This is a genomic window from Pseudomonas hydrolytica, assembly GCF_021495345.1.
Taxonomy (GTDB): Bacteria; Pseudomonadota; Gammaproteobacteria; order Pseudomonadales; family Pseudomonadaceae; genus Aquipseudomonas; species Aquipseudomonas hydrolytica.
In genome coordinates this window covers 515,531-532,467 of the sequence record NZ_CP099397.1, presented here as the reverse complement: position 1 = coordinate 532,467, position 16,937 = coordinate 515,531, and the positions used below count along the sequence as shown (strand labels likewise).

Annotated in this window: 16 protein-coding genes; 5 read left to right on the top strand and 11 right to left on the bottom strand. The window is 66.5% G+C overall.

All coding sequences use genetic code 11. The features are described 5' to 3' along the window. Positions 1–67: 67 nt before the first annotated feature. The gene (locus tag L1F06_RS02525; protein ID WP_004373048.1) at positions 68–817 is read right to left on the bottom strand and encodes a slipin family protein; all 750 of its coding nucleotides are present in this window, start codon (positions 815–817) and stop codon (positions 68–70) included. Further along, complete coding sequence (locus L1F06_RS02520) at positions 817–2,199, bottom strand: NfeD family protein (RefSeq protein WP_252576769.1); 1,383 nt, start codon at positions 2,197–2,199, stop codon at positions 817–819. The genes L1F06_RS02525 and L1F06_RS02520 overlap by 1 nt, the downstream gene beginning before the upstream one ends. Positions 2,200–2,433: 234 nt before the next feature. Between L1F06_RS02520 and yccS the strand changes: the two genes are divergently transcribed. The 4 genes from yccS (at position 2,434) to L1F06_RS02500 (ending at position 7,314) form a co-directional block, all read left to right on the top strand. Then, a complete protein-coding gene (yccS, locus tag L1F06_RS02515) occupies positions 2,434–4,602 on the top strand; it encodes a YccS family putative transporter (RefSeq protein WP_011920708.1) in 2,169 nt (722 codons plus the stop codon). A 66-nt stretch (positions 4,603–4,668) separates the two neighbouring features. Further along, positions 4,669–6,474, top strand: coding sequence for a diguanylate cyclase (locus L1F06_RS02510; RefSeq protein WP_129481925.1), 1,806 nt, complete (start codon positions 4,669–4,671; stop codon positions 6,472–6,474). A 61-nt stretch (positions 6,475–6,535) separates the two neighbouring features. After that, positions 6,536–7,018, top strand: coding sequence for a GreA/GreB family elongation factor (locus L1F06_RS02505; protein ID WP_096827585.1), 483 nt, complete (start codon positions 6,536–6,538; stop codon positions 7,016–7,018). 62 nt (positions 7,019–7,080) lie between these two features. Next, complete coding sequence (locus L1F06_RS02500) at positions 7,081–7,314, top strand: DUF2789 domain-containing protein (protein ID WP_004373057.1); 234 nt, start codon at positions 7,081–7,083, stop codon at positions 7,312–7,314. Between the two features lie 100 nt (positions 7,315–7,414). On the opposite strand, the gene L1F06_RS02495 is transcribed toward L1F06_RS02500, so the two are convergent. The 3 genes from L1F06_RS02495 to L1F06_RS02485 are packed head-to-tail and all read right to left on the bottom strand — an operon-like array spanning position 7,415 to position 9,552. Continuing rightward, on the bottom strand, positions 7,415–7,906 hold the full coding sequence (locus tag L1F06_RS02495) for a YgjP-like metallopeptidase domain-containing protein (protein ID WP_004373059.1): 492 nt from the start codon (positions 7,904–7,906) through the stop codon (positions 7,415–7,417). Positions 7,907–7,961: 55 nt separating this feature from the next. Then, on the bottom strand, positions 7,962–9,062 hold the full coding sequence (locus L1F06_RS02490; protein ID WP_129481926.1) for a PQQ-dependent sugar dehydrogenase: 1,101 nt from the start codon (positions 9,060–9,062) through the stop codon (positions 7,962–7,964). A 10-nt stretch (positions 9,063–9,072) separates the two neighbouring features. Beyond that, positions 9,073–9,552: a hypothetical protein gene (locus L1F06_RS02485; protein ID WP_129481927.1), complete on the bottom strand. Its 480-nt coding sequence runs from the start codon at positions 9,550–9,552 to the stop codon at positions 9,073–9,075. Positions 9,553–9,947: 395 nt separating this feature from the next. Here L1F06_RS02485 and L1F06_RS02480 point away from each other — a divergent pair, with 395 nt between their 5' ends. Beyond that, positions 9,948–10,631 carry a polysaccharide lyase family 7 protein gene (locus L1F06_RS02480; RefSeq protein WP_129481928.1) on the top strand — a complete coding sequence of 228 codons (684 nt, stop codon included), beginning with the start codon at positions 9,948–9,950 and terminating at the stop codon, positions 10,629–10,631. A 78-nt stretch (positions 10,632–10,709) separates the two neighbouring features. Here the strand turns inward: L1F06_RS02480 and fba are convergent, their stop codons facing one another. The 6 genes from fba to tkt form a co-directional block, all read right to left on the bottom strand. After that, positions 10,710–11,774 (bottom strand): class II fructose-bisphosphate aldolase, encoded by a 1,065-nt coding sequence (gene fba / locus L1F06_RS02475; RefSeq protein ID WP_004373068.1) that lies wholly within the window; start codon positions 11,772–11,774, stop codon positions 10,710–10,712. 97 nt (positions 11,775–11,871) lie between these two features. After that, positions 11,872–12,198, bottom strand: a complete 327-nt coding sequence (locus tag L1F06_RS02470; protein WP_129481929.1) for an MliC family protein — start codon at positions 12,196–12,198, stop codon at positions 11,872–11,874. A 12-nt stretch (positions 12,199–12,210) separates the two neighbouring features. Beyond that, the gene (locus tag L1F06_RS02465; protein ID WP_041772788.1) at positions 12,211–12,396 is read right to left on the bottom strand and encodes a hypothetical protein; all 186 of its coding nucleotides are present in this window, start codon (positions 12,394–12,396) and stop codon (positions 12,211–12,213) included. Positions 12,397–12,551: 155 nt separating this feature from the next. Beyond that, complete coding sequence (locus L1F06_RS02460; protein ID WP_129481930.1) at positions 12,552–13,712, bottom strand: phosphoglycerate kinase; 1,161 nt, start codon at positions 13,710–13,712, stop codon at positions 12,552–12,554. A gap of 4 nt (positions 13,713–13,716) precedes the next feature. Next, positions 13,717–14,784 carry an erythrose-4-phosphate dehydrogenase gene (epd, locus tag L1F06_RS02455; RefSeq protein WP_096827590.1) on the bottom strand — a complete coding sequence of 356 codons (1,068 nt, stop codon included), beginning with the start codon at positions 14,782–14,784 and terminating at the stop codon, positions 13,717–13,719. Between the two features lie 125 nt (positions 14,785–14,909). Continuing rightward, positions 14,910–16,910, bottom strand: a complete 2,001-nt coding sequence (tkt, locus tag L1F06_RS02450; RefSeq protein ID WP_004373075.1) for a transketolase — start codon at positions 16,908–16,910, stop codon at positions 14,910–14,912. Positions 16,911–16,937: the final 27 nt, after the last annotated feature.

The window sequence follows — 16,937 nt, the reverse complement described above, 5'->3', positions numbered from 1 at the left end:
TAGGAAAGACCTGGCAGTCAGCCATCCGTTTTCATCACCATTTTCAGGGGATAGCCCTGCGCCGCAGCTACTTCTTCTCGGCTATTCCCTGCAACAGCTCCACCGGCAGCGGGAAGACGATGGTCGAGCTCTTGTCACTGGCGATGCTGCCCAGGGTCTGCATGTAGCGCAGCTGCATGGCGCCGCTCTGCCGGCCGAGGATCTCGGCGGCCTGCATGAGCTTCTCTGCGGCCTGCAGTTCGCCTTCGGCGTGAATCACCTTGGCCCGCCGCTCGCGCTCGGCCTCGGCCTGCCTGGCGATGGCGCGCACCATCGACTCATCCAGGTCGACGTGCTTGATCTCGACGTTCGCCACCTTGATGCCCCAGGCATCGGTCTGCGCGTCGAGCACCTGCTGGATGTCCACGTTGAGCCGCTCGCGCTCGGCGAGCATGTCGTCCAGCTCGTGTTTGCCGAGCACGGCGCGCAGGGTGGTCTGTGCCAGCTGACTGGTGGCCGAGTGGTAATCCTCGACCTGGATGATCGCCCGCTGCGGGTCGAGCACGCGGTAATAGACCACCGCATTGACCTTGACCGAGACGTTGTCGCGAGAAATCACGTCCTGGGTCGGCACGTCCAGCACCAGGGTACGCAGGTCCACCCGCACCATCTGCTGCAGACCGGGGATGACCAGGATCAGCCCCGGCCCCTTGACCCGCCAGAAGCGGCCGAGCTGGAACACCACGCCGCGCTCGTATTCGCGCAGGATGCGAAACGCCGAGGCGAGCAGGGCCAGGACGATGATTGCCAGTGACAGAAAACTCAATTCGAAACCCATCAGTTACCTCCTCGGGGCGGCGGCTCATCCACCGCGCTGACCTGTAGATGCACGCCCTCGCGCGCGGTGACTCGTACCTGCTGCCCGGGCTGCAGCGGCGCAGCGCCCTGCACCTGCCAGCGTTCGCCCTGCAGTGCCACCCAACCGGCGCGTGGATCGTCCTCACGCACCGCGGCGATGGCCACCAGGCTGCCGACCAGACCGCTGTCACCGGCCACCTGCTGACGTCGCCTGGCCCTGAGCGCCATGCCGACGATGGCCAGGATCAGCGCGGCGCTGACCAGCGCCAGGGTGATGATCAGCGCCAGCGGGATGCCGAAGCCCGGCACGTCGGTGTCGATCAGGATCAGCCCACCGAAGACGAAGGCCACCACCCCGCCGATGCCGAGCACGCCGAAGCTGGGCAGGAAGGCCTCGGCGGTGATGAAGGCGATGCCGAGCAGGATCAGCGCCACCCCGGCGTAGTTCACCGGCAGCAGTTGCAGGGCATAGAGGGCGAGTACCAGGCTGATGCCGCCGAGCACGCCACCGACGCCGCTGCCGGGATTGGAGAATTCGAAGAACAGGCCATAGACGCCGATCATCATCAGGATCAGCGCCACGCTGGGGTTGGTGATCACGGCCAGCAGCCGGGTGCGCCAGTCCGGCGCGTGGCTGATCAGCGGCGCGCCGGCAGTGGCCAGGGTCCGCTCGACGCCCGCGGCCTGCAGGGTCTTGCCATCGAGCTGGCGCAGCAGATCGGCCGTGTCCCTGGCCAGGTAGTCGATCACCTTCTGCTCCAGCGCCTCCTCGGCGGACAGGCTGACGGCCTCGCGCACAGCCTGCTCGGCCCACTCGGCATTGCGCCCGCGCATGTTGGCCAGGCCGCGGATATAGGCGGCGGCGTCGTTGACCTGCTTGGCGGTCATGGCATCGCCCGTCCCCTTATCGCCTTGCGTGGCCTTGTCCTTCTCGGCCTTGTCATCCCCCTCGGGCTGGCTCGGCGCTCCCGGCATGCCGATGGCCACCGGTGTGGCGGCGCCGAGGTTGGTGCCCGGCGTCATGGCCGCGACATGACTGGCATAGAGGATGTAGGTACCGGCGCTGGCCGCCCGCGCGCCACCGGGCGCGACGTAGCTGGCCACCGGGATGGGGCTGGCGAGAATCGCCTTGATGATGGCGCGCATGGCGGTATCCAGCCCGCCGGGGGTGTCGATCTCGATCACCACCAGCTGCGCGCCCTCGTCCACCGCCTTGGCCAGGCCGCGCACCAGATAGTCGGCGCTGGCCGGGCCGATCACGCCGTCCACCTGCAACTGCACCACCGCCCCCGGCGCCGCACTCACCCCCCCCGATGCGCAGAGGATCAGGGCACACAGACACAGACGCAACCAGCCAGGCAACACGTTCGACTCCCGGGAACCGCATTGATACCGAACCCGTGGCGGCGGTCCCTTTCTGAGCATAGTCCACGCCCCCAGGGGCTCCCGCGCCCGCGCGGACGGATGTGCTACAGGGCATGTAAGGGCAGCGGTGCTGGCGCCGAGGTCGCGAACCGCCGCCAGGGCTCGCAGACGGATACCCAGCGGCAGGCCAGTTCCGGTAGGCTGCTCACATCTTTTCCGCCCAGGTCACCCATGCCTCGCCCTCACCTCAGCCAAACGCTGCGCCGCCTCTGGGCGCTGGACAAGTTCAGCGCCAGCCTGCGGGTATTCATCGCCCTGGCCGGAGCCTTGGCGCTGTGCTGGTGGCAGGGTTGGGTGCACGGGCTGATTCCGCTGTTTCTCGGCATCATCGCCAGCGCCCTGACCGAGACCGACGACAGCTGGCAGGGCCGCCTGGGCACCGTGCTGGTGACCCTGGTGTGCTTCAGTGCGGCGGCCTATGCGGTGGAGTTCCTCTTTCCCTACCCCTGGCTGTTCGTCGTTGCCCTGGCCTGTTCCGCCTTCTGCCTGACCATGCTCGGCGCGCTCGGCGAGCGCTTCGCCACCCTCGGCTCGGGCACGCTGATCCTCGCCGTGTACAGCATGATCGGCCTGGAACAGCGCGGCGGCGTTGCCGGTCTGTGGCTGGAGCCGCTGCTGCTGGTAGCCGGCGCCGCCTGGTACGGCCTGCTGTCGGTGATCTGGCACGCGCTGTTCGCCCACCAGCCGGTGCAGCTCGCCCTGGCCCGGCTGTTTCGCGAACTGGGCAAGTACCTCAAGCTCAAGGCGGCGCTGTTCGAGCCACTGCGCCAGCTGGACGTGGAGCAGCGCCGCCTGGAGCTGGCGCAGCAGAACGGACGGGTGGTGTCGGCCCTCAACGCGGCCAAGGAAATCATCCTGCACCGGGTCGGGGGCGCCCGCCCGGCGCCCAAGGTCAATCGCTACCTGAAGCTGTACTTCCTCGCCCAGGACATCCACGAGCGCGCCAGCTCCTCGCACTACCCCTACAACGAACTGGCCGAAGCCTTCTTCCACAGCGACGTGCTGTTTCGTTGCCAGCGCCTGCTGCGCCTGCATGGCGAGGCCTGTCAGCGGCTGGCCACCGCCATCGAGCTGCGCCAGCCGTTCGAATACCGCGAGCTGTGCAGTCAGGCCCTGGAAGATCTGCACGCCTCCCTCGACCACCTGCATCTGCAGAGCAACCCGGCCTGGCGCCGCCTGCTGCGCTCGCTGGGCGCGCTGGCCGGCAACCTGGCCACGCTCGACCAGCTGCTCGGCAACGCCAGCAACCCCGACGCCCTGGCCGAGGAACAGGACAGCAGCCTGCTGGATCGCGAACCGCATTCGCTGCGCGAGGTCATCGAGCGCATCGGCCAGCAGCTGACGCCCACCTCGCTGCTGTTTCGCCATGCGCTGCGCCTGTCCATCGCCCTGGCTGCGGGTTATGGCCTGCTGCACCTGATCCACCCGACCCAGGGCTACTGGATCCTGCTGACCACCCTGTTCGTCTGCCAGCCGAACTACGGCGCCACGCGCCTGAAGCTGGTGCAGCGCATTCTCGGCACCCTGCTCGGCCTGGGAATCGGCTGGGCGCTGTTCGACCTGTTCCCCGATCCGCGCATCCAGGCGCTGTTCGCCGTGGTCGCCGGGGTGGCCTTCTTCGCCACCCGCGCCACCCGCTACACCCTGGCCACCGCGGCGATCACCCTGCTGGTGCTGTTCTGCTTCAACCAGATCGGCGATGGCTACGGCCTGTTCCTGCCACGCCTGATCGATACCCTGCTCGGCGGCCTGATCGCCGGCCTGGCGGTGTTCCTGATCCTGCCGGACTGGCAGGGCCGGCGCCTGGGGCGCATGTTGGCGAACACCCTGAGCTGCAACAGCGCCTACCTGCGCCAGATCATCGCCCAGTACGCCCACGGCAAACGCGACGACCTCGGTTATCGCCTGGCCCGGCGCAATGCCCACAATGCCGACGCGGCGCTATCCACCACGCTCGGCAACATGCTGATGGAACCGGGGCACTTCCGTAAGGACGCCGATCTGGGCTTTCGCTTTCTGGTGCTGTCGCACACCCTGCTCAGCTACCTCTCCGCACTCGGCGCGCACCGTGGCGAACAGCTGCCGCAGGCCGTCCAGGCGCAGTTGCTGGAACAGGCCGAGCACCTCGCCGCCAGCCTCGACGAGATCGCCGCGGGCCTGCGCGGCGAACGCCCGCTGGCGATTCACAGCGACGAAGAGCAGGAACTGGCCCAGGCCCTGGAGCAGATCGCCGACGACGCCGATGAACGCCAGCGCCTGGTGCAGACCCAACTGGCGCTGATCTGCCGGCAACTGGCGCCGCTGCGCACCCTCGGCGCCCATCTGCACAAGGACGGCTGAGGGGCACTAGCAGGCCGACAAAGCTTTCTGCGAGTATTCGAGCAGGCCTATCACCCAGGCACCGCCATGTCCGCCAGCCCATCTTCGTCGCGCACCTTGCCGGTCTCGCTGCCGAGCCTGCTGCTGGCGCTCTGTCTGCTGCTGGCCGGCCCGCAGGCCTGGGCTGGCCTGATGCTGGACGAGACCACGCCACCGCGGAATCTGCACGGGCTGGTGGATTTTCTCGACGATCCACAGGCCGACCTGTCGCTGCTCGACGTCAGCCGCGCCAACGCCCCGTTTCGCCCCTCCAGCGAGCGCCGCGACCTCAGCTTCGGCTACGTGCCGGGCGTGGTCTGGCTGCGCCTGCCGCTGCAGTCCAGCGCGGCCGCAACGCTCTCCTGGCGCCTCGAACTGAACTACGCCTCACTGGACGAGGTACGGCTGTACGACGTGGGCGCCGACGGCGTGCGCGAATCGCGCAGCGGCGATACCGTGCCCTACGCTCAGCGCAGCGTCGGCCATCGCAACCCGGTGTTCGAGATCGTCCTGCGACCGGGCGAGCAACGCACCCTCTACCTGCGCGCCGACTCGCGCGGCAGCATGACCCTGAGCGGTGAGCTGATGTCGGCCCACGCTTTCGAGCAGCACAGTCAGAAGGGCTACCTGGTGCATGCCCTGTATTGCGGGGTGCTCACCGCCCTGGGGCTGTACAACCTGCTGCTGTTTCTTGCCCTGCGCGAACGCCCCTTCCTCAACTACGTGCTGTTCATGTTCGCCTTCGCCGTCAGCGTGCTGTCGCTCAACGGCCTCGGTGCACAATACCTGTGGCCGCATGCCGCGCCCTGGAGCAATCGCATGCTGCCGGTCAGCCTGACCCTGGCGGCGCTGCTCGCCGTGGTGTTCGCGCGCAGTTTCCTGGATACCCGGCAGTGGCTGCCGCGCTGGGACCGGGTGCTGCAGGTACTGTGCGGCGCCACCCTGCTGGCCGTGCTCGCCACCCTGCTCCTGCCGGTGCAGACGGCCCTGCAGACCATGTCGCTGACCGGCCTGATCGTTACCCTGACGCTGCTGCTCACCAGCTTCGTCTGCGTCGGCTACCGGGTGCCCGGTGCGCGTCTGTTCGCCCTGGCCTGGCTGATGCTGCTGAGCGGCGCGGTGCTGCTGGCATTGCGCAACTTCGCCCTGATCCCGTCGAACTTCATCACCCTGTACGCCATGCAGATCGGCTCGGGCCTGGAGATGATCCTGCTGTCGTTCGCCCTGGCGGCCCGCTTCAACGAGCTCAAGCGCCAGCGCGAGGCCGCCCTGCAGCTCAACGAGCAGATCCTCGCCAAACGCGTCACCGAGCGGACCCTGGCGCTGGAGCTGGCCAACCAGCGCCTCAGCGAACTGGCGCTGCAGGACCCGCTGACCGGCCTGGCCAACCGCACCGCGCTGCAGCAGCACCTGGAACAGGCCATCGCCCGCAGTCAGCGGCGCAACGAACTGCTGGCGGTGATGCTGATCGACCTCGATGGCTTCAAACCCGTCAACGACCAGTACGGTCACGGTTTCGGCGATCAGGTGCTGGCCGAGGTTGCCCGGCGCCTCAGGCACTACCTGCGCGACGCCGACCTGCCGGCGCGCCTGGGCGGCGACGAGTTCGTGGTGATCTGCGAGAACGTGCAAACGGCCGCAGACGCCCGCGACCTGGCCAAGCGCGTGCTGGAGGGGCTGGACACGCCCATCTATCTGGAAGAACGGGCCGTGCGCGTGGGCGCGAGCATCGGTATCGCCCTCTATCACGGCGAGGACGACGCCACCGCGCTGATCCGCCGGGCCGACGCCGCGATGTATCGAGCCAAGGCCACCGGACGCAACCGCGTGCACCTCACCGCCGAACCGGACTGACGCGCTGGACAGCCGCCCGTCGGCCTGGGATAACCGCGCCATTTGCAAGCGAAACCGCCACATGAACAAGACCCTGTTGTTGCAAGCCGTGCTCAGCCAGTTGCAGGCCGATCTCGAGCAGGCCAACCTGGCCGCCCTGAGCGCCCACGAAGCGGCCACCCATGAAGAGAACGTCGCCGAGAACAAGTACGACACCCTTGGCCTGGAGGCCGCCTATCTGGCCAGCGGCCAGGCGCGGCGGGTGGAGGAGCTGCGCCAGACGCTGATCACCTGGCGCCAGCTGCGCCCGCGCCCCTTCGACGAAGCGCAGGGCATCGAACTGGGCGCGCTGGTTCTGCTGGCCGGCGAGGACGGCCACGAACAGTGGCTGTTTCTCGGCCCGCAGGGCGCCAGCATGAAGCTGCGGCACGCCGGGCGCAGCATCCAGGTGCTGGGCAATGCCGCTCCGCTGGGGCACCTGTTGCTGGGCAAACGCCCCGGCGATGAAATCAATCTGCCGATGGGCAAGCGACTGCAGCTATTCGAAGTGCTGGCGGCCGAGTGAAGGGAACTATCTGAGCTAGGGTTGGGTAATTAACCATGAACCCCACGTTTGGAGAGCCCACCATGGAAGCGCCCGTCCACAGCCTGCCCGCGCTGTTCAAGCAACTCGGATTGCCCGACGATGCCGCCAGCATCAACGCCTTCATCAGCACCCACTCGCCGCTGCCGGACGCGTGCAAGCTGTCCGAGGCCCCGTTCTGGACGCCGGCGCAGGCCGCGCTGCTACGCGAGGAAATTCTCGAAGACGCCGACTGGGCACCGGTGGTCGACCAGCTCAACGTGCGCCTGCACGGCTGAGCATCCAGGGTGCGCCGTGCGCACCTCGAGTGAAAGGACGATGTCCGTGGTGCGCCTAGCGCACCCTACGGTCGCGTCGTGCCGGTGATCTTGCACGCTTTCATGCCGAGCCCGTCATCTCGCGCCAGGTCAGGTACATGCGCAGGTCGAACTCGATCTGCGCATAGCCCGGCAGCATGTGATCGCAGAGCTTGTAGAAGGCCTTGTTGTGTTCGGCCTCCTTCAGGTGCGCCAGCTCGTGCACCACGATCATCTGCAGGAAGGCCGGCGCCGCGTCGCGAAACAGCGAAGCGACACGGATTTCCTTCTTCGCCTTGAGCTTGCCGCCCTGCACCCGCGAGATCGCCGTGTGCAGACCCAGCGCCCGATGGGTAAGGTCGAGGCGGTTGTCGTAGAGCACCTTGTCGATGGCCGGCGCGTTCTTCAGATGCTCCTGCTTGAGCGCCATCACATAGCCGTACAGCGCCTTGTCGCTCTGCACCTCGTGGCGGCCGGGGTAACGCTGCGCCAGGTAGTCGCCCAGTCGATCATCGGCGATCAGCTGGCGAACCTGTTGCTGCAAGGCGACGGGATAACCCTGGAGATATTTCAACGCGACCGATCCGAACTCATCAAAGGCCTCCAGTGTAACGGATGACGCAGCCCGCTCAGTCGCCGGGCACCACCCGCAGCAGACGACCATCGGCGTTGTCGGTCAGCAGATAGAGCGCGCCATCCGGGCCTGCACGCACATCGCGGATGCGCTCGCCGAGCTCCTCGAACAGAATCTCCTCGCCCGCCAGCATCCCCTCGTGCAGGCGCACGCGGCGCACGCTGCGCTCGGCCAGGGTGGCGGCGAACAGGTCGCCCTGCCAGTCCGGGAACAGTGCGCCGCGGTACTGGGTCAGGCTCGCGGGCGCCACCGAAGGCGTCCAGTGCAGCAAGGGCTGGGTCAGGCCCGGCAACTCGGTGTAGGGGCTGACCCGCGCGCCGGTGTAGTCGATGCCGAAGGTCGCCAACGGCCAGCCGTAATTGGTGCCGGCCTCGATCAGATTCAGCTCGTCGCCACCGCGCGGGCCATGCTCGTGGCTGTACAGGCGCCCGGCCTCGGCGTCGAAGACGATGCCCTGCACATTGCGGTGGCCGAGGCTGTAGATTTCCGCCGCGGCGCCGGTCTGCCCCACCAGCGGGTTGTCCGCCGGCACACTGCCGTCGCGATTGAGGCGAACGATCTTGCCCAGGTGGTTGCCGGGGTTCTGCGCCTCTTCGCGCCAGTCGAAACCATCGCCCAGGGTCAGCACCAGGGTCTTGTCGGCGAGAAAGGCGATACGCCCGCCATAGTGGGAAGCCCCGGCCTTGAGCGGCTGGGCGGTGAACAGCACTTCGAAGTCGCGCAATTCGTCGTCTACCAGCCGGGCGCGGGCCAGACGTGTGTTGTTGGCCTGCGTCGTGCCATGGGCGTAGCTGAGGTAGAGCCAGCGATTGCTGACGTAGTCGGGGTCGAGCGCCACCTCCATCAGACCGGCCTGCGCCGCGACGAAGATCTCCGGCAGCCCGGCCACCGGGTCCGGGTCCAGGCTGCCGTCGGCTTCGACGATACGCAGGCGGCCGACCCGCTCGGTCACCAGGATGCGCCCGTCCGGCAGGAAGGCCAGCGACCAGGGGTGTTCCAGTCCTTCGCTGAAAGTCTCGATGCGATAGGCCTGCGCCTGCGCAGGCACGCTGGCGAGCAGGGCGCCAACCAGCAGCGCACGAATGAGTCTGGACATGGAAGGGGCCTTATGAGGGTAAATCGGAGGACGTCGGCTGCGTCAGATAACGCACCCGCCGCGCCAGAAGAGCGAACAGCAAGGCACCAGCACTGCCACTCGCCATGAGGCCAAGTGTGCCGATCAGGGTGCGATTGGCTGCGATCAGCGTTGGCATGGGCGCCAACATGTTGGCCAGCGCCAGCGCCACCCAGATCGCCAGCGCACCGGCCAGCAGAAAGATCATCCAGCGCAGCGGCGGCAGGCGCTGCGCGCACCAGGTCGCCAGCGGCAGCGCGAAGAGAAAGCCCAGTGCAGCCAGTAGGGCGAAGACCGGGGCGAAGCCGAGCAGGTCCAGGCAGGTGGTGCCGACGCGCACCTGCAGCGGCATCGGCGCGCCGAGCGCCTGCAGCGCGGCGAGGTTGGTCTGGGTCTGGAAGATCGAGGCGAGCAGCGCAGCCAGCAGCACGGCGAGAACGAAGGCGAGCAACAGGCGAGGCTTGCTGGACATGGGTGACGGCATTCCCGAAACGACAGTTCGAGGATTATGGCGCAGCCCGCCAAGCCCCATGCCCCCAGGTGTTTTACAGGGTTTTACCTGCCGCTGCGCAGCCGTCGGTTAAGCGCAGTTACCGCCGGCTTGCGGGCAATTGGACGCCCTATTGGAACCGCTCTTTTTTGCGACCATATATTGACGTCAATAATGCGACGAACGGTGCTCACGCAATGCCCGAAATTGCCGTTATAAAGCGCGCCAGCAGAGCACTTCCGCTCTGCTGTCACGGGCAGTCCTGCTCACCCTTCTAGTTCGCGTGTGTCACCCGCTGGAACGCCAAGTAAGCCGTTACTGACTCCTGGATGAGATGTGCCATCGACTGAAGTTTCCGTCTTTCAGGAGCTTTGATCATGATCGAACTCGCCATGTGGAATCTCAGCGTTCCAGTGGGCGTACCCGCCACCACCATCGAGACACGCGTACTGGCCGGTGGCTACCAGGATCACTATTTTCAGTCCAAGGAAGGTGCGATCTTCTTCTGGGCACCGGTCAATGGCACCACGACCGAGAGCGCCAAGTATCCCCGCACCGAACTGCGCGAAACCTTTGCCGACGGCCGCCTGCGCAACTGGACCTACCCGGAGGCGGACCATTTTCTGCGGGCGTCGCTGAGCGTCAGCCAGGTGCCGTCCACCGGCAAGATCGTCATCGGCCAGATTCACGCCCTGAAGAGTTCCGAGCCGCTGCTCAAGCTGGAGTACCAGTACAAGACCAAGACCGCCGATGGCAACATCGTCGCCAAGGTCCGTCCGAGCCCGGACGCCGCCATCCAGACCGTGACCGTGGCCAGCGGCATCCGCCTGAACCAGCCGTTTCGCTACGTGATCAACCTGAAGCCCGATGGCACCCTGGCCATCAGCCTCAACAGCATCAACTGGAGCGCGCGGATGGACCCGACCTGGGCGGCGAGGCCCCTGTACTTCAAGGCCGGGGTCTACACCCAGGACAACACCGGCTATGAAACCGAAGCCGGCGCCGCGCGCTTCGATCAGCTCAGCATCGAGCACCGCTCGCTGCTCGGCTCGGCGAAGTAACACGGCCCGAGCGCAGGCCATAAAAAAACGCCGCGGCTCCGTGAGGAGCCGCGGCGTTTTTCGTGCAGCGCGCCTGGCTTAGTTGACCTTGGCGGCCAGCTCGCCACTGGCGTAGCGCTTGTACATGCCTTCCAGGGAGATCGGCTTGATCTTCGAGGCGTTGCCGGCAGTACCGAAGGCTTCGTAGCGGGCGATGCAGATGTCACGCATGGCTTCGATGGTCTTGGCGAAGTATTTGCGCGGATCGAACTCAGCCTTGTTCTGCTCGAGGAAGCGACGGATGGCACCGGTGGAAGCCAGGCGCAGGTCGGTGTCGATATTCACCTTGCGCACGCCGTGCTTGATGCCTTCGACGATCTCTTCGACCGGCACGCCGTAGGTTTCCTTGATGTCGCCACCGTACTCGTTGATGATCGCCAGCCAGTCCTGCGGCACCGAGCTGGAGCCGTGCATCACCAGGTGGGTGTTGGGGATGCGCTTGTGGATTTCCTTGATGCGCTCGATGGAGAGCACGTCGCCGGTTGGCGGCTTGGTGAACTTGTAGGCGCCGTGGCTGGTGCCGATGGCGATCGCCAGGGCATCGACCTGAGTGGCCTTGACGAAGGCCGCCGCCTCTTCCGGGTCGGTCAGCAGCTGGCTGTGGTCCAGCACGCCTTCGGCGCCGACGCCATCCTCTTCACCGGCCATGCCGGTTTCCAGGCTGCCCAGGCAGCCCAGCTCACCTTCCACCGACACGCCGCAGGCGTGGGCGAAGGCTACGGTTTGCTGAGTGACGCGGACGTTGTAGTCGTAGTCGGCCGGGGTCTTGCCGTCTTCCTTGAGCGAGCCGTCCATCATTACCGAGGAAAAGCCCAGCTGGATGGAGCGCTGGCACACGTCGGGGCTGGTGCCGTGGTCCTGGTGCATGCACACCGGGATATGCGGGAATTCTTCGATGGCAGCCAGGATCAGGTGGCGCAGGAAAGGCGCACCGGCGTATTTGCGGGCACCAGCGGAGGCCTGGACGATGACCGGCGAATCGGTCTTGTCGGCGGCTTCCATGATGGCGCGCATCTGCTCGAGGTTGTTGACGTTGAAGGCCGGCACGCCGTAGCCGAATTCGGCGGCGTGGTCGAGCATCTGGCGCATGCTGATAAGTGCCATGGTGAAGCTCCCAATCTGGGTTGTTTAATGTACAAGCCTGCCGCAGGGGCAGGCTCGGTTCAAGCTTGAATACCGCTGTAAGTCTAAAGCCGCTGCTCTACTGCGCCTTGCAGCCGCGACCGATCAGATCGTCGGTCGCGGTCCAGTAGACCAGGCCTTCCTCGCCCTTGGTGTGAAACGACAGGCGTCCATCGCTGTACAGCGCGCCGGACGCGGCCGGCTCCTGGGTCAGGCGATAGACGATGTCGTCGCCCCCCAGGCGCAGGTCAACCTGATCGTAGCCGCCATTGGCGAAGCGCCACTGCACCTCGGCCTGGCTGTCGCATACCCAGCGATTCCAGTGATCCGGCACCGCGGGCTGACTGCTGCACGCAGCGAGCAGCACTGCCAGGGCGGAAAGTCCCGCCAATCTGATTCCGATCATTGCCTCTCCTTGTCAGCAACGCTGTTCCGCTGCCGGGCCAGTGGGTTCGCCACTGCTTTGCTCGACACGCTGATCATCCTGAGTGGTCGGCGTGTCGATCTGCGCGGGGCTGAACACCTCGCAGGCAGCTTCCCGTCCACCGCTGGCGCAACCGGCCAGCAAAACACCCATGACTGCAAGAGCGACCCACTTTTCCATGACATGACTCCTTGTGCGATGGTCCAGTCTGTACAGACCATCCGATCACGCCAGGGTTTAATCCAGCGGGTGAAACCCCTTGGCGATGCGCCGCTCACTTGGAAAGGCCAGCGCCTCTCTCTGGCGCGCATGGCGCATCGCCGATTGCCCGAGCCTTACTTGGCGCGCTGCTCCAGCACCTCGACTGCCGGCAGCACCTTGCCCTCGACGAATTCGAGGAAGGCGCCGCCGCCGGTGGAAATGTAGGAAATCTGCTCGCTCACGCCGTATTTGTCGATGGCCGCCAGAGTGTCGCCGCCGCCGGCAATGGAGAACGCCGGGCTTTCCGCGATGGCCAGGGCCAGGGCCTTGGTGCCATTGCCGAACTGATCGAACTCGAACACGCCGACCGGGCCGTTCCACAGGATGGTCTGCGAGGCCTTGAGCATCTCGGCGAACTGCTTGGCGGTCTGCGGGCCGATGTCGAGGATCATGTCGTCGTCAGCCACGTCCTTGACCGACTTGACGGTGGCTTCGGCGTCCTCGGCGAAGGCCTTGGCCACCACCACGTCGACCGGCAGCGGCACGCTGACCTTGGCGGCGATGGCGCGGGCAGTGTCGACCAGGTCGGCCTCGTACAGCGACTTGCCGACCGGCAGTCCGGCCGCGGCGAGGAAGGTGTTGGCGATGCCGCCGCCGACGATCAGCGAGTCGCAGATATCGGCCAGGGAGTTGAGCACGTCGAGCTTGGTCGACACCTTGGAGCCGGCGACGATCGCCAGCATCGGCCGCGCCGGCTTGTCCAGGGCCTTGCCCAGGGCCTCCAGCTCGGCGGCCAGCAGCGGGCCGGCGCACGCGACTTTGGCGAACTTGGCCACGCCGTGGGTCGAGCCCTGGGCGCGGTGGGCGGTACCGAAGGCGTCCATCACGAACACGTCGCACAGCGCCGCGTACTGCTGGGCCAGCTCATCGCTGTTCTTCTTCTCGCCCTTGTTGAAGCGCACGTTCTCCAGCAGCACCAGCTCACCGGCCTTGACCTCGACACCGCCGAGGTAGTCCTTGACCAGCGGCACTTCGCGGCCGAGCGCCTTGCTCAGGTAGGCGGCGACCGGCGCCAGGCTGTCTTCCTCGCTGTACACGCCCTCTTCCGGACGGCCGAGGTGCGAGCAGACCAGCACCGCCGCGCCCTTTTCCAGCGCCAGCTTGATGGTCGGCAGCGAGGCGAGGATGCGCGCATCGCTCTTGACCACGCCATCCTTCACCGGGACGTTGAGGTCTTCGCGGATCAGCACGCGCTTACCGGCGAGGTCGAGGTCGGTCATCTTCAGAACGGTCATGGCATCAGTCCTTCACGGGGGCTGGTTGTACGGAGGAAGTGGATACAGCGAGAAAATGTTCGGCGACATCGAGCATGCGGTTGGCGAAGCCCCACTCGTTGTCGAACCAGGCCAGCAGGTTGACCAGGCGCGGGCCGGACACGCGGGTCTGGCTGCCGTCGACGATGGCCGAGTGCGGGTCGTGGTTGAAGTCGCAGCTGGCGTGGGGCAGCTCGGTATAGGCCAGCAGGCCCTTGAGCGGACCGGCCTCGGCGGCCTGACGCAACACGCTGTTGATCTCGGCGGCACTGGTGTCGCGCGCGGTCTGCAGGGTGATGTCCAGGCAGGACACGTTCACCGTCGGCACGCGTATGGCCTTGGCCTGGACGCGCCCGGCCAGCTCCGGCAGCAGGCGCTCGATACCGCGGGCCAGACCGGTGGACACCGGAATCACCGACTGGAAGGCCGAGCGCGTACGGCGCAGGTCTTCGTGGTGGTAGGCATCGATAACCGGTTGATCGTTCATCGCCGAGTGAATGGTGGTAATGGAGACGTATTCCAGACCCACCGACTCGTCGAGAAGTTTCAACAGCGGCACGCTGCAGTTGGTGGTGCAGGAGGCGTTGGACACCAGCAGCTCGCGGCCGCTCAGGCAGGCCTGATTGACCCCGTAGACCACCGTGGCGTCGATATCCGCCTCGCTGGCCATGGGCTGCGACAGCAACAGACGCGGCGCCCCGGCGTCGATGAAACGCTGCGCCTCGGCACGCGTGACGTACTGGCCGGAGCATTCCAGCAGCAGATCGATATCCAGCGCCGCCCAGTCGATGGCCTCGGGCTCGCGCTGGCGCAACACCTTCACGCAGTCGCCGTTGATGTGCAGACAGTCGCCGTCCACCTTCACCTCACCGGGAAAGCGCCCGTGGGTGGAGTCGAAACGGGTCAGGTATTCGATGCTGGCCTGATCGGCCAGGTCGTTCAGCGCGACGATTTCCAGGCCCGCCCCGGCGCCGCGCTCGTGCAGCGCGCGCAGCACGCAGCGACCGATGCGGCCATAGCCATTGAGGGCGACGCGGTAGGGACGGTTGGACATGGTGTCTCGCAGGTTCGGAGTTCAACCCCTCGCCCGTTGACGGGAGAGAGCTGGGGAGAGGGCCGCCGACAGCCACAACCCTCTTCCCGGCCCCCTCCCGCAAGCGGGAGAGGGGCGACAAGGCATCAGGCGTCCAGCAGCTCTTCGGCGGTAACGACGATGTTCTCGACGGTGAAACCGAAGTGCTCGAACAGCGCCGGGGCCGGGGCCGACTCGCCGAAGCTGGTCATGCCGATGATGCGGCCGTCCAGGCCCACGTACTTGTACCAGTAGTCGGCATGCGAGGCTTCGATGGCGATGCGCGCACCGACCTGCAGCGGCAGCACGGCCTGCTTGTAGGCGGCGTCCTGGGCGTCGAACACGCTGGTCGACGGCATGGAAACCACGCGCACCTTGCGGCCCTGCTCGTCCAGCTTGGCGGCAGCCTGCATGGCCAGGGCGACTTCCGAACCGGTGGCGATCAGGATCAGTTCCGGCTCGCCGGCGCAGTCCTTGAGCACGTAGCCGCCACGGGCGATGTCGGCCAGTTGCTGGGCGTCGCGCGCCTGGTGGGGCAGGTTCTGGCGGCTGAACACCAGGGCGCTGGGGCCGTCGGCGCGCTCGATGGCGTGCTTCCAGGCTACCGCCGATTCCACCGCGTCGCATGGACGCCAGGTGTCGAGGTTGGGCGTGCCGCGCAGGCTGGCCAGCTGCTCGATCGGCTGGTGGGTCGGGCCGTCTTCGCCGAGGCCGATGGAGTCGTGGGTGAACACGTAGAGCACGCGCTGCTTCATCAGCGCCGACATGCGCACGGCGTTGCGCGCGTATTCCATGAAGATCAGGAAGGTCGCGCCGTACGGCACGAAGCCGCCGTGCAGGGCGATGCCGTTCATGATCGCGCTCATGCCGAATTCGCGCACGCCGTAGAACAGGTAGTTGCCAGCAGCGTCCTCTTCGGTGACGCCCTTGCAGCCCTTCCACAGGGTCAGGTTGGAGCCGGCCAGGTCGGCCGAGCCGCCGAGGAACTCCGGCAGCAGCGGACCGAAGGCGTTCAGCGCGTTCTGGCTGGCCTTGCGGCTGGCGATGGTCTCGCCCTTCTCGGCGACGTCCTTGATATAGGCGGCGGCCTTCTCGGCGAAATCGGCCGGCAGCTCGCCAGCGATACGGCGCTTGAACTCGGCAGCCAGCTCGGGGAACGCAGCGGCGTAAGCGGCGAATTTTTCGTTCCAGGCGGCTTCGGCGGCAGCACCGGCAGCCTTGGCGTCCCACTCGGCGTAGATCTCGGCCGGGATCTCGAACGGGCCATGGTTCCAGTTCAGGGCCGCACGGGTCAGGGCGATTTCGTCATTGCCCAGCGGCGCGCCGTGGCACTCTTCCTTGCCCTGCTTGTTCGGCGAGCCGAAGCCGATGGTGGTCTTGCAGCAGATCAGGGTCGGCTGGTCCGCGCTCTTGCGCGCGGTGTCGATGGCCATCTTGATCTCGTCGGCGTCATGGCCGTCGACGTTGCGGATCACCTGCCAGCCGTAGGACTCGAAGCGCTTGGGCGTGTCGTCGGTGAACCAGCCCTCGACCTCGCCGTCGATGGAGATGCCGTTGTCGTCGTAGAAGGCGATCAGCTTGCCCAGGCCCAGGGTGCCGGCCAGCGAGCAGACTTCATGGCTGATGCCTTCCATCATGCAGCCGTCGCCGAGGAACACGTAGGTGAAGTGATCGACGATCTGGTGGCCGTCGCGGTTGAACTGCGCACCCAGCACCTTCTCGGCGATGGCGAAGCCGACCGCGTTGGCGATGCCCTGGCCGAGCGGACCGGTGGTGGTCTCCACGCCCGGGGTGTAGCCGTATTCCGGGTGGCCCGGGGTGCGGCTGTGCAGCTGGCGGAACTGCTTGAGATCCTCGATGCCCAGGTCGTAACCGGTCAGGTGCAGCAGCGAGTAGATCAGCATCGAACCATGGCCGTTGGACAGCACGAAGCGGTCACGATCGGCGAAATTCGGGTTGCTCGGGTTGTGCTTGAGGTAGTCGCGCCACAGCACCTCGGCGATGTCCGCCATGCCCATGGGGGCACCCGGGTGGCCGCTGTTGGCTTTCTGCACGGCATCCATGCTGAGGGCACGAATGGCATTGGCTCGCTCACGACGGCTGGGCATCGCTCAAATCTCCTACGGGGGCTGCTT